The sequence below is a fragment of the Actinomadura physcomitrii genome (assembly GCF_008923205.2).
Taxonomy (GTDB): domain Bacteria; phylum Actinomycetota; class Actinomycetes; order Streptosporangiales; family Streptosporangiaceae; genus Spirillospora; species Spirillospora physcomitrii.
In genome coordinates, this window is sequence record NZ_WBMS02000001.1 from 35,007 (window position 1) to 47,383 (window position 12,377).

A 12,377-nucleotide genomic window follows, 5' to 3' on the forward strand; every position below is an offset into this window, starting at 1 on the left:
CCGTGCGATGGTTCCCGCCGCGCCCGGGCCGCCGGGCGGCGCCGCCCCCGCCCGTCCCGGTCAGCCCGCTCGCGCTGCTGATGGGGCGGGACGAGGTGGCGCTCGCCGGGCTGCGCGGGCGGCGCCTCGTCCGGGGCCGGCGCGTGCTGGTCACCGGTGCCTGCGGGACGGTCGGGTCGGCGCTGTGCCGGCAGGTCCGGCGGCTGGAGCCGGCGGCGCTGTGCCTGGTCGACAAGGACGCGGCGGGGCTCGCCCGGCTCGGCCGGGAGCTCGCCGCGCAATCCGGCGGGGACGCCGGGGTCACGCTCGCCGCGGTCGACGTGCGCGACGGCCGCCGGGTCGACCGGGTCGTCCGGGACGCGCGGCCCGACCTGCTGTTCCACACCGCGGGCCAGAACGAGCTGGCGAAGGTGGAGCGGGACCCGTGCCGGGGCGTCGCCGACAACGTCGTCGGCACCCGGCACGCGGTCGACAGCGCGGTCCGGCACGACGTGCAGCGGATGGTGTTCGTCTCCTCCGACAAGGCCGCCGAGCCGACCTCGGTGTTCGGCGCGACGATGCGGCTCGGGGAGCTGCTGCTGCAGACCGCGACGGGCGGCCCGACGTGCTTCGCGGCGGTCCGCGTCGGCAACGTCATCGGCGAGGCGGGCGCGCTGCTCAGCGTGCTCGCGCACCGCATCTCCTCCGGCGAGGTCGTGACGATCACGCATCCGGAGGTGGCGCGGCACTTCATGACGGTGGCGGAGGCGGCGGGGCTGCTGATCGAGGCGGCGGCGCTGGCGGAGGAGGCGGAGACGTTCGTGCTGGACATGGGCCGTCCCGTCCCGGTGGTGGAGCTGGTGCACCGGTACGCCGAGCAGCTGCGGCTGCCGGAGGTGACGATCCGGTTCTGCGGGCTCGGGCCCGGCGAGAAGCTCGCGGAGAAGGCGTTCGCCGACTCCGAGCGGCGGATCCGCACCGCGCATCCGAAGATCTGGGCGACCCGCCCGGCGCCGCCACCCGCCGGGCTGCCGCAGCTGCTGGACGAGCTGGCCGCGGCGGCCGGGGCCGGCGACGACGGCCGGGTCCGGCTGCTGCTGCGCCGGCTGCTCCCGGAGTACCACCCGGTGCGGCGCCCGCTGCCGGCCGGCGCCCCGCCGCCGCCCGGTCCTTCTTGCCTCTGTGACGCCCGTCCGTTTCATCCAGGGTGCAGCCCCGACCCTCCCGGCCTGTGAGGTGCGCGTTGAGTACGACCAGGAAGCTCCGAGTCGCCACGGTGATCACGCGGTTCAACGGCGGCGCCGGCCAGGTGGCGCTGAACGGCGCGCTGGCGCTGCCGGACGAGGAGTACGAGCGCGCGATCGTCACCGGCGGCGTCGGCATGGACAGCGAGGCGCGCGCGACGAGGGACACCGTCCTGTACGGGGACGAGGCGGTGGCGAACGCGGCGGCGGGCGACCTGACGCCCCGCGCGCACGCCGCCGGGATGGAGATCGTGCAGGTGGGGCCGCTGGTCCCGCAGATCTCGCCGCGCGACGACCTCGCCGCGCTGAAGACGCTGACGCGGGTGCTCGCCGAGGGCCGCTACGACGTCGTCCACACGCACAGTGCGAAGGGCGGGGTGATCGGGCGGGTCGCGGCGGCCCGCGCGGGCGTCCCGCGGATCGTGCACACCTGGCACGGGTTCCCGTTCAACGAGTTCCAGTCGTGGGCGCGCCGCACCGTCTACATCCGGCTGGAGCGGATCGCGGCGAAGCGCACCGACGCGTTCCTCGCGATCGGGTCGGAGACGGTGACGACCGCGCTGCGGCTCGGCCTCACCACGCCGGAACGGGTCCGGCTGTCGTGGCCCGCCGTGGACGTCGACGCCTACGCGACGGCGGCGGGGTCCCGGGCGCAGGCCCGCCGCCGCCTCGACCTGCCGCTCGGCGTGAAGGTCGCCGGTGCGATCGGCCGGCTGACGTTCCAGAAGGGCCCGGAGATCTTCGCCAAGGCGCTCGCGCGGCTGCCCGACGACGTGTTCGGGCTGTGGGTCGGCGGCGGCCCGATGGCCGCCGAGCTGGAGGCGCTGACCGCCAAGCTCGGCATCGGGGAGCGGATGCGCTGGCTCGGGCACCGCGACGACGTCGCCGAGGTGCTGCCCGCGTTCGACCTGATGGCGATGCCGTCGCGGTGGGAGGGCCTGCCGTGCGTGCTGGTCGAGGCGATCGGCGCGGGGATCCCGCTGGTCGCCACGGCCGTCCCGTCCAACCAGGACCTGGTGCTGGCCGGGGAGACCGGGATGCTCGTCCCGCCGGAGGACCCCGAGCAGCTCGCCGCCGCGATCGGCGCGCTGCTCGACGATCCGGCCGCCGCCGCGCGGATGGCCGAGCGGGCCCGCGGCCGGATCGGCGACTGGTTCTCGCCCGCGCATCTCGGGACCGTCCTGGACGAGACCTACCGAGGAAGCTCCAAGCGCCCATGACCGCACTGACCAAGGCGCCACCGGGCGCGCCGCCGGACGCCGGAGCGCCCGCCGGGCCGGACGCCCCGGCGCTGCGGCGGCGGTGGCCGCTGACGTCGGTGGCGCTGGTCGCGGGCATCGCGTCGCTGCCGATGCTGATGCCGGCCGGCCTGCCGCCGGGCCCCGGCAACACCGGGCTGCCCGACCTCGCGCTCATCGCGCTGTCCGCGGTGACGCTGCTGTGGGCGGCCACCCGCAGGCTGCCGGTGCGGTGGCCGTTCCTGATCCCGACGCTGATGACGATCATCGCCGGCGGGATCGCCGCGGTCGTCAACGACGCGGGCACGCTCACGCTGGTCAAGGACCTGTTCGTGCTGATGTGGGCGGTGTGCATCGCCAACCTCGGCCGCGAGCCGGGGACGCTGCGGCTGGCGCTGCGCGCGTTCGTGGTGATCGGCACGCTCTACGCGGTCATCGAGATCCTCGGGATGGTCCTCGGGATCGAGGCGATGTCCGGCAAGCAGCCGGACGGCGAGCGCGCGATGTTCACCTTCGGCGACGCCAACTACGCCTCGAACTGGTTCATCTGCGTCTTCTTCATCACCCGCGCGGCCCGGTACCCGCGCAAGACCTGGCACCGCTGGACGGTCTGCGCCGTCCTGCTCACCGCCGAGGGGCTGACCGGCTCCAACGGCGGGCTCCTCGCGCTGTGCGTCGCGCTGCTGCTCGGCTACCTGTTCGGCCTGATCCGCCGGGGCAGGGCGCACCACGCGATCGCGGTCGGCGCGCTGGCGTTCTTCGTCGCGGGCGCGGGCGTCGCCGTCGTCACCACCGTCGACATCCAGCCCTACCTGGACCAGGCGAGCCAGATGTCGCCGGTGCTGCGCGACTCGATCGGGCGCACCACCGGGGAGAGCACGGAGTCGCGCAGCTCGGTGAACGCCGCGACCATCCAGATGCTGCGCGAGCAGCCGCATCCGTGGGGCATCGGCCCCAACCAGACGCGCCCGCAGATGCTCGCGCGGCAGTACGGGTACGTCCGCGAGGCGCACAACGACTACATCGCGGCCGTGCTGGAACGCGGGTTCCTCGGCGGGATCGCGCTGGTCACGCTGCTGTTCGTGCTGATCATGCGGTGCGTGCGGATCGCGCGGCGCGGCGCCCTGACGCCCGAGTACGCGGCGCTCGTCCCGCGCCCGGAGATGTTCGGCGCGCTCCTCGCGGTGTTCCTGGTGTCCGCGCTCTTCTACCAGACACTGCACTACCGGCACGGCTGGGCCTTCTTCGGCCTCGTCGCCGCCCTCGACCTGTTCGGAAGGCGCGCCGACCCGGGCCGGCGCCCCAAGCCAGACCCGGACGACCCCGCCGCGGAGGGAGCCCGATGACCGACACGAACGCGGTCGACCCCCAGCCCCAGGCCTCAGCCCTCAGCGACCCCGGGCGTTGCGATCGCGATGCGAAGCCAGGTTCGAGCTTGCGAGAACCTGATCGCGCAGCGAGCCCCCAGGCGAGTCGGAGCGATGCAGCGATCGCCGCGCCGCCCGCCGAAGGAGGGCCCCCAGGGCCCGACGCCAAGGGCGACGCAGTGGACACTGCCGATGCCGGACGGCTGCGGCGGCGGCTCCTCGCGCTCGTCGCGGGGAACATGGCGGGACGGATCGGCGCGCTCGCCTCGCTCGGCATCGCGACGATCCTCGTCGCGCGGATCGGCGGCCCGAAGCTCGTCGGCGCGTTCACGCTCGTGCGTATCCTGCCGGGGCTGCTGTGCCAGCTGTCCAGCGCCGGGCTCCCCGGCGCCGCGCCCTATTTCCTCGCGCGCGACTCCTACGACCAGAGCCGGGTGCGGCCCACGCTGGCGTGGCTGACCGTCATCGGCGCGGTGCTCGGCGGGGTCGGCTGGCTCGCCCTCAGCCCGCTCGCCTACCTGGTGTTCTTCAAGTCGTTCGGCATCTGGATCACGATCGCCGCGGCGGCCCCGTCGTTCACCCAGGGGTTCGTCTCGGTGGGCAAGGGCCTGCTGCAGGGCACCGACGACCAGCCCGGCGCGAGCCTCGCCATCGCGGTCGAGGAGTTCGTGTTCGTGCCGATCTACCTGGTGCTGCTGACCGGCTGGTACGGGCCCGGCGCGCTGATCACCGGGCTCGTGCTCGCCGACGTCGCGGCGGCCGCGTGGATCGCGCGGCGCCTGGCGACCCGCGGGTTCTTCCGCGGCTGGGGACGGCCCGACCGGCGCCTCGGCCGCACGATCGCCGGGTACGGGGTGCGCGGCTACGTCGGGCAGCTCATCGACCTGCTGCAGCTCCGCTTCGACATGGCGCTGCTCGGCGCGCTCGCCGGCCCGAAGGTGCTCGGCGTCTACACGGTCGCGAGCAAGTTCGCCGAACTGGTGCAGCTGCCCGGCCTCGCCGTCAACTACGTGCTGTACCCCGACTTCGCCAAGGAGGACCGGGCGAAGGCGACCCGCCGCACCGCCCGGCTCATCGTGCCCGCGCTCGGCGTGTCGGTGGTCGCCGCGGTCCCGCTCGCGCTCATCGCCGGGACCGCGCTGCCGTGGATCTTCGGGGACGTGTTCGACGACGCGGTCGCGCCCACCTACATCCGGCTCGCCGGCGTCGTCACGTTCGGCGTCACCGGGCTCATCATGGCGTACCTGTACGGCGTCGGGCGGCCCGGCGCCGCGTCCACCGGGCAGGGCATCGGGCTCGTGGTCGTCGTCGTGCTCGGCGCGATCCTCATCCCCCGGCACGGCGCGGTCGGCGCGGCGATCGCCACGTCGGTGTCGTTCGTCGCCACCACCGCCGCGCTGCTCGCCTGGTTCCAGCACGTCCGCAAGACCGCCGTCCGCGAACCCGCTGCCGGGCCCGAGGCCGGGCCCGGCGCGGAGCTCGCATCGGAAGCGCCGGGCGCGGGGCTCGCCGCGGCCGACGACCCTGCTCCGCACAGCAAGGGGTGACCATGTCCGAGGACAACACCGAACTCGACAGCCGGCCCGTCGACCCGTCCGACGGCATCGCGCCGTCGGCGGCGCGCCGCGCCCTGGACATCGCCGGCGCGGTCACCGGGCTGCTGCTGCTCAGCGTCCCGCTGGCGCTCATCTACCTGCTGGTCCGGCTGTCCAGCCCCGGGCCCGGGGTGTTCCGGCAGACCCGCGTCGGGCAGGGCGGCCGGCCGTTCACCATGTACAAGTTCCGGACGATGCGCCAGGGCGTCGGCGGCCTCACCGTCACCGCCAACTGCGACCCGCGCCTCACCCGGATCGGCAAGCTGCTGCGGCAGTGGTCGCTGGACGAGCTGCCGCAGCTGGTGAACGTGCTGCGCGGGCAGATGACGCTGGTCGGGCCGCGCCCCGAGACCTACGACCTCGCCGTCCACTACGACCCGGACTCGCGGTGGATCTTCGACCACCGGCCGGGCCTGACCGGGGTGTCGGAGGTCCGGTTCCGCGACTTCGACGTGCTCGGCCCCGGCGAGGAGGTCGACCTCGTCAACTACATCGAGCGGATCGTCCCGGCGCGGGTCGCGGTGGACGCGCTCTACCTGCGCGACCCGTCGATGCGGCAGACGCTGCGCGCGCTCTGGGACACCGTCAAGCACATCCTCGGGTTCACGATCCCGCCGCTGCAGGTGGCGCCGGACGGGACCGTCGAGGAGGCGCCCGAGACGGCGCCCTCGCCCGCGGCGCCGCAGCGCCCGGCCGACGCGCCGGCGCGCACGCCCGCCGAGGAGCCCGGTTCCGCGGCGTAGCCGTCCGCGTCAGGGAAAGGGAGACATGGACATCCGGGACGTCCGGTTCAAGGTCTCGGCCGTCGCGGCCGCGGTGGTGCTGATGGCCGGGTTCCTGCTCTACCTGCAGCACAGGTCGTCGTCCGGCGGGGACGAGCCGTACACCGGCCCGCCCGCGACGCCCGGCAGCCCCGCCGCGCAGCCGGGCCAGACCCGCCGCATCGCGCTGAACACCCAGCCGTCGGACTACCCGCGGCTGAAGGAGCTCGGCTACGACCTGGTGGACGCCAAGCCGGACGACTCGCTCGTCGCGGGCGTCCCCGCCGGAATGCAGGCGCTGCTGTGGGTCGGCAACTTCACCTGCGGTGACTTCGACCTCGACTACGGCGAGTTCACCAGGGCGGTGCAGCGGTACGGGCACGACCCGAAGGTGTACGGGTGGTACCTGTCGGACGAGCCGGACACCGGGCGTTGCCCGAAGGTCGCCGGGGAGATCCGGCGCCGCGCCGACTACATCCGGCAGAACGCGCCCGGCCAGGTCTCGTTCATCTCGCTGACGGACTGGCCGATGCGGCAGCTCGCGCCGAAGCGGGTCGGCGTCGACCTCTACGGCCTCGACCCCTACCCCTGCAAGGGCTCGTCGGACGTGCAGGACTCCTGCAACATCGGGGCGATCGACCGGATGGTCCGGATGGCCGACGACGCCGGCATCCCGCGCGCGCGGGTCGCGCCCGTCCTGCAGACGTTCGGGCAGAGCTGCACCAAGGGCGACAAGGAGTACTGGCTGCCGACCCAGGCGCAGTTCCGCAAGATCCTCGCCCGCTGGGACAAGCTCGCGCCGCGCCCGAAGCTGGAGATCTCCTACTCGTGGGGCCACCAGTCCGAGTGGGCGTGCCCGTCGCTGGCGGACGCGTCCGGCGGCGCCCACCCCGACCTGCAGAGCATCATGAAGGCCCGCAACACCGCGAAGTGAACCGCGCCCGAAGCGAGCCCCGCACCGGGTGGACCCGGAGGCGTCAGTGCTTGGGGTGGTCGGCGACCGCGGGATGCGCGTCGGGGCCCAAGGGCACGTTGAACGCGCCCATCTTCAGAGCCAGGGCCTCCCCGCCGGCGACGAGCAGGACGAACACCACCGCCATCAGCCCGAGCTGCGCCCGGTTCGGCTTCTTGAACGTGAGCCTGCCGCCCAGTTTCCCACTGAAAGCCGCCCAACCACCGCGTTTCACGCGCGCCACTTCAACCCCCCAGTTACCGCAAGAAATCTAACACAACACGGCACCGCAGCCGGGCCGGACACGCCCCTGTCGGCGTGGTCCGGCCCGGGCCCGGGACGGCCGTCCGGTCAGGACACGCGGCGGCTCGTCAGGTTGGCGGCGCGGGCGTTCACGCACGCGCCGGTGGCGAGGTCGAACGCGAAGTTGTGCGCCAGGCAGTGCACCTGGCCCTCGCGGATGACGGCACCGACCGACAGGTCCTCGCCGGCGTGCGGGCAGTACCGGGGGATGTCGTAGCACCCGCCGGCCCACTCCACGGTGATCCGCTCGCTCTCGTCCCGTCCCGTCTCGTATGCCTCGACGGCGTTCAGCGCGGGCGCGTTCGCGTGCTTGAGCAGCCCCACCAGGTAGTCGTTGTAGACGTCCGGGTCGCGGTACAGGCTGAGCCGGAACGAGATGAGCAGATCCTCCCAGGCCATCCGGCCGGTCAGCACGGAGTCCAGCCAGCGGCCCGCGGTGGTGATCCGGTAGTGCGGGCGCGCGTCCGGCGACGCCTTCCCGACCGTCAGCCCCTCCGGGGCGAAGTCCACGTCCCAGACGCCGCCGTTCGGGCCGGTGATCTCGAACCGGACCAGCATCGCGATCTGCCGGAGGAAGTAGTCGCTGAGGCCGCCGAGGTGCTCGAAGTGCGCGACGAACCGGTCGTACAGGCCGGGGCCCGGCTCCGGGTACTCGGCGAGGACGCCCTCGATCAGCTCCTTGCGGTCCTCGGCGTACTGCTTGAGGTAGGCCGGACGGTCGTCGTCGGCGAAGGAGAACTCCGCCGAGACGGGGTCCCGGACGATCTCGCCGGTGTCGAGGTCGACGCGGTCGCCGGGCTTGAAGTAGTCCCAGCGCTGCCGGGGCAGGTGCTCGCGCAGCCACTCGGTGGAGGCCTCGGGGTCGCAGAAGGCCCCGTCCCGCTGGCCGAGCACCCAGTTCAGGTGGTCGACCTCGCCGTCCAGGAAGCACGGCGGCCCGGCGAACGGGACCGCGAGCTCCGGCTGGGTCTGCCGGACGAGCCGCTGCGCGGCGCGCAGCTTCGAGACCCGCTTGTCCATCGAGACCTTCGCCATCTCCTCGGGCGGGTACTCGTAGCAGATCGGGTGCCAGGACGCGCCGGAGGTCTGCAGCGCCATCAGGTCGAGCCGGCCGCCCGCGAGGTGCTTGGCGCGGCGGGCCTGCGCGGCGGTCAGCCGGGCGTCGTTGCAGTGCAGGAACCCCCGGCCGTCCGCGACGATGAGAAAGGCCGCGTCATGGCACATGGGGGAGAGTTCCGGAATGACCGTTATCCAGGATCCCTGATTGTCGAGGGGGAATTGCTCCCAGGGTTCTATCTCGATTACCTGGCGGGAACCCGCGGCTTCCGCCATCCGTTCCCGGAAGGCCGGGCCCGGATAGCGTGGAATGAGGATCCGGGTCCGCTGCGGAAGCCGGCCGATGACCCAGGGGTCGAAATGATCAAGATGCTCGTGCGAGACCGCAACCCAGTCCGCGGCGAGCAACCGATCGACGTCGAGGTGATCGTTTCTGGGGTACTGGTGCCAGGCCCCGATAAAGGCCCCCGTCGGAGCGAGCCACGGGTCTGCGAGCAGGTGGAACGCCCGGGCGTGCACCGACACCCCCGCGTGTCCGATAAATGTGACCGTCGGCATACCGCGACTGTCCCTCGCCGGCTCCGCCGGCGCACCCGCCCGAATGCGCAAAGCGGCTACGCCGTAGGCATGAAGAAAATGCCACAAGCCGAACTGACAATCCTGACTTAGACGCCCGGAGAAAGACCCGAGTTTACCCGGATCCGACTATGTCCACTTCCGGTCAGGCACCGGTCTGTTGCGGTCAATTGACTGGACACGAGCGGGCACGCGGGGTGACCGTCGAAGGCGGTGCTGGTAAATAGGGACGGGGGTCCATTCATGATCAACGGGCGGTCACGATCCTCCCCCGGTGCCGGCGCGGGCGTGGGGACGCTCGCCGCCGCTCCGGTCCGGGAGGACGGGCGGGAGGCCGTGCGGGAGGACGTCCGGCCGGACCCGCCGGCCGCGCCGGAGACGGCCGACGAGCACGCCCTGTGGAAGCGGCGGCTGCGGCACGACATCCGGCACGAGCTCGGCACGATCATCATGCTGGCGTCGGCGGTCGTGGTCGCCGAGGACGTCGGCGACGGCAGCCGCGCGCGGATCGAGCAGCTGCTCGGCGAGACCCGGTGGCTCGACCACCTGCTCCGCCGGCTCGACGAGGACGACGACGACCAGCCCATGCCGAGCCCCGAGCGGATCCGGGTGGACGAGCTGACCGCCGAGGTCGTGACCGGCATGCGGCTCGCCACCCCGCACGAGGTCTGCTTCGGCGGCGGCGAGGCGTGGGCGCACATGGACCCGGTCGCGCTGTGGCGGGCGGTCCGCAACGTGCTCGACAACGCGTGCCGCGTCGCCGAGGGCCGCGTCAACGTCCGGGTCGAGGCCGACCAGGGCTGGGTCGTCATCCAGGTCGACGACGACGGGCCCGGCTTCGGCGCGGGTCCCGGCAGCTCCGGGGCGCGGCGCGGGCTGGCCTCGCTCGGCCTCGGCATCGTCCACGACCTCATCTCCGGCTACGGCGGCAGCCTGGAGATCCGGACCTGCGAGATGGGCGGGGCGCGGGTGCGCATGCTGCTGCCCTCGGCGCCGCCGCGCGACGCCGCACCTCTCGAGCCGGCCCCACTGGACATCACACCGCCGGAGCCCGCGCACCCGCACGCCGACGACTGGCGGCCGCACCCATGAGAGTGATCATCTGCGACGACCACGCCGTGTTCGCCGACTCGCTGTCGCTGGTGCTGTCGGACGCCGGGCACGTGGTGGTCGGCGTCGCCTACTCGCCGGAGGAGGCGCTGCCGGTGCTGCGCGGCCGGCAGGCCGACGTCTGCCTGATCGACCTGCAGTTCCCGTCCGGCACCGCGCTGGACTGGATGCCGCGGCTGCGCACCGCCGCGCCGCAGACCCGGTTCGTCGTGCTGACCGGGTTCCTGGAGCAGCACGTGCTGGACGCGGGCGTCGCGGCGGGCGTGCGCGGGTTCGCGCACAAGGGCCAGCAGGCCGGCGACATCCTCACGGTGCTGCGCCGGGTCGCGGCCGGGGAGGTCGTCGTCGACCAGGTCGCCAGGGCCGGCGCCGTCCGTCCGCGCAGCCAGGCGCAGCGGGTGGCGCGGTTCCTCACCCCGCGCGAGCGGGAGGTGCTGACCCGGCTCGCGCGCGGCGAGTCCACCCAGGCGCTGGCGAAGGCGATGGGCGTCACCCGCAGCACGGCGCGCAGCCACGTGCAGAGCGTGCTGAGCAAGCTCGGCGTGCACTCGCAGCGGGAGGCGGTCATCGAGGCGGCCCGGCACGGGCTGGTCAGCGTCGAGACGGGTGAGTGGCTGGCGGGCTGAAACGCGGCGGGGGACGGCCGCATCCGGACATCCGGGTGCGGCCGGGACGCGTTAGCGTCCACCTGGGAGGGAGGGGTTCCCATGCCTCGACGGGGAGGCGCGCTGCCCGTCTCGGACGCCGCGGTCCTCGGCTGCGCGGACGCCTTCGCGCGCGGCGTCCCGCACGACCGGCTCGACCGGCTGCGCTCGCGGACGCCGGTCGTCTGGCAGGACGCGGACGCGGCGGAGCGGCCGGGCGCCTGGGCGGTGCTGCGCTACGCCGACGTCCAGCACGCCCTCACGCGGCCCCAGCTGTTCGTGCCGGAGGACGACGGCGTCCTGCACGGCCCGCGGACGCCCGAGCCGTACGGCGCGGAGCGGCCCGCCGCCGGCGCGGGCGGGCGCGGTGGCCGGCGGGCGGGCCGCGGCGACCCGGACGCGGTCCCGGACGACGAGCCGGTCCGCGCGCCGATCGACATGGACCCGCCCATGGCGGCGATGCTCGACCGGATCCCGCCCGGCGAGGCGGTCGACTTCGTCCGGCAGGTCGCGCACGACCTGCCGGAGACGCTGCGCAACACGCTCGCGGGCGGCTTGCACGCCCTGCTGCGCCATCCGGACCAGTACGCCCGGCTCCGCGCGGACCGCGCCGACGAGCGGCTGGTCGACAGCGCCGTCGAGGAGATGCTGCGCTGGTGGACGCCGGTGCTGCAGGTGCGGCGGCGGGTGCGGCGCGCGACGGAGGTCGGCGGGGTGCCGCTGCTGCCGGGCGAGCGGGTGGCGCTGTGGCTGGTGTCGGCCAACCACGACGAGGACGTCTTCCGCGAGCCGGGCCGGTTCGTGCCCGAGCGGTTCGTGCCGGAGCGGACGGCGCAGGGCGGCCGGCCGCACCTGTGCTTCGGCACCGGCAGGCGCGCCTGCCTGGGCGCGCGGCTCGCCCGGGTGCATCTGCGGGCGTTCCTGGTCGCGTTGCTGGAGCGGCCGGCGCTCGCGCAGCCGGCGGGGGAACCGGTGATGTCGCGGTCGAGCGCCCGCCACGGTTTCGAGTGGCTGCCGATCCGCTGGACCGGCTGAGGACGGGCCCGAGCGCACTGTGCGCCACCTCACCGGAGCGCGGCATCGTCGTGCCGCTTGCGGAGCCGCCGGTGCGCGTGGACACGATGCCGGTCCCCGGCGCCCGGCGATGCCGAAGCAGTGGCGCGACCGGCAGCCGGCCGTCCTGGGTGGCTCAGCGCCCGTCTGAGAGGCGAATGACCGGCGGGCGTACCCCACCGGGAGTAGGCGCGCTGCCTCCTCCCGGCCGACGTGCCGCCGCGCAACCGGTGGCTAACGTGCAGATTTGACATCCTCCCGCTCGTCAACGAGGGGGGATTCCTACGGCTCGCGCCGTGGGGTTTTCTGCTTCGTCGCCGACTGCCCGCCCGGAGTTCTCCGTTGAGGTCTTACACCGGCTCCACAGACAGACACCGCCAGCCCGGCGGCCAGAAGATTCTTTGCCGCGTTCACGTCCCGGTCATGGATCGTCCCGCAACCGCACGTCCAGGTGCGGACGTTCAAGCGCGGGTACTTGGAAGAGCAACCTGCGGGTCAG

11 protein-coding genes and 1 pseudogene are annotated in these 12,377 nt (G+C 73.7%); 9 read left to right on the forward strand and 3 right to left on the reverse strand.

All coding sequences use genetic code 11. The features are described 5' to 3' along the window. Nucleotides 1-2 precede the first annotated feature (2 nt). The 6 genes from F8568_RS00175 to F8568_RS00200 all read left to right on the forward strand — a co-directional run bounded on the left by F8568_RS00175 (nucleotide 3) and on the right by F8568_RS00200 (nucleotide 7,118). The gene (locus F8568_RS00175; RefSeq protein WP_151589919.1) at nucleotides 3-1,214 is read left to right on the forward strand and encodes an SDR family NAD(P)-dependent oxidoreductase; all 1,212 of its coding nucleotides are present in this window, start codon (nucleotides 3-5) and stop codon (nucleotides 1,212-1,214) included. A gap of 8 nt (nucleotides 1,215-1,222) precedes the next feature. After that, on the forward strand, nucleotides 1,223-2,443 hold the full coding sequence (locus F8568_RS00180; RefSeq protein WP_160573444.1) for a glycosyltransferase: 1,221 nt from the start codon (nucleotides 1,223-1,225) through the stop codon (nucleotides 2,441-2,443). Then, nucleotides 2,440-3,807, forward strand: a complete 1,368-nt coding sequence (locus tag F8568_RS00185) for an O-antigen ligase family protein (protein ID WP_151589923.1) — start codon at nucleotides 2,440-2,442, stop codon at nucleotides 3,805-3,807. The genes F8568_RS00180 and F8568_RS00185 overlap by 4 nt, the downstream gene beginning before the upstream one ends. A 200-nt stretch (nucleotides 3,808-4,007) precedes the next feature. Further along, nucleotides 4,008-5,375 (forward strand): lipopolysaccharide biosynthesis protein, encoded by a 1,368-nt coding sequence (locus F8568_RS00190; protein WP_160573445.1) that lies wholly within the window; start codon nucleotides 4,008-4,010, stop codon nucleotides 5,373-5,375. A 2-nt stretch (nucleotides 5,376-5,377) separates the two neighbouring features. Continuing rightward, nucleotides 5,378-6,166 (forward strand): sugar transferase, encoded by a 789-nt coding sequence (locus tag F8568_RS00195; RefSeq protein ID WP_151589927.1) that lies wholly within the window; start codon nucleotides 5,378-5,380, stop codon nucleotides 6,164-6,166. 25 nt (nucleotides 6,167-6,191) lie between these two features. Beyond that, on the forward strand, nucleotides 6,192-7,118 hold the full coding sequence (locus tag F8568_RS00200; RefSeq protein ID WP_151589929.1) for a hypothetical protein: 927 nt from the start codon (nucleotides 6,192-6,194) through the stop codon (nucleotides 7,116-7,118). 43 nt (nucleotides 7,119-7,161) lie between these two features. Here F8568_RS00200 and F8568_RS00205 read toward each other — a convergent pair whose 3' ends face one another. Both F8568_RS00205 and F8568_RS00210 read right to left on the reverse strand, forming a co-directional pair. Continuing rightward, the gene (locus F8568_RS00205; RefSeq protein ID WP_151589931.1) at nucleotides 7,162-7,371 is read right to left on the reverse strand and encodes a hypothetical protein; all 210 of its coding nucleotides are present in this window, start codon (nucleotides 7,369-7,371) and stop codon (nucleotides 7,162-7,164) included. Between the two features lie 116 nt (nucleotides 7,372-7,487). After that, a complete protein-coding gene (locus F8568_RS00210) occupies nucleotides 7,488-8,663 on the reverse strand; it encodes a Rieske (2Fe-2S) protein (protein ID WP_236008218.1) in 1,176 nt (391 codons plus the stop codon). Between the two features lie 651 nt (nucleotides 8,664-9,314). On the opposite strand from F8568_RS00210, the gene F8568_RS00215 reads away from it, so the two are divergent. The 3 genes from F8568_RS00215 (at nucleotide 9,315) to F8568_RS00225 (ending at nucleotide 11,860) form a co-directional block, all read left to right on the forward strand. After that, nucleotides 9,315-10,163, forward strand: a complete 849-nt coding sequence (locus F8568_RS00215) for a sensor histidine kinase (protein WP_151589935.1) — start codon at nucleotides 9,315-9,317, stop codon at nucleotides 10,161-10,163. Continuing rightward, complete coding sequence (locus F8568_RS00220; protein ID WP_151589937.1) at nucleotides 10,160-10,807, forward strand: response regulator; 648 nt, start codon at nucleotides 10,160-10,162, stop codon at nucleotides 10,805-10,807. The genes F8568_RS00215 and F8568_RS00220 overlap by 4 nt, the downstream gene beginning before the upstream one ends. A gap of 81 nt (nucleotides 10,808-10,888) precedes the next feature. Further along, nucleotides 10,889-11,860 carry a cytochrome P450 gene (locus F8568_RS00225; protein WP_151589939.1) on the forward strand — a complete coding sequence of 324 codons (972 nt, stop codon included), beginning with the start codon at nucleotides 10,889-10,891 and terminating at the stop codon, nucleotides 11,858-11,860. Between the two features lie 300 nt (nucleotides 11,861-12,160). Here the strand turns inward: F8568_RS00225 and F8568_RS00230 are convergent. Further along, nucleotides 12,161-12,352, reverse strand: a pseudogene (locus tag F8568_RS00230) (zinc ribbon domain-containing protein); the annotation flags it as partial. Nucleotides 12,353-12,377: the final 25 nt, after the last annotated feature.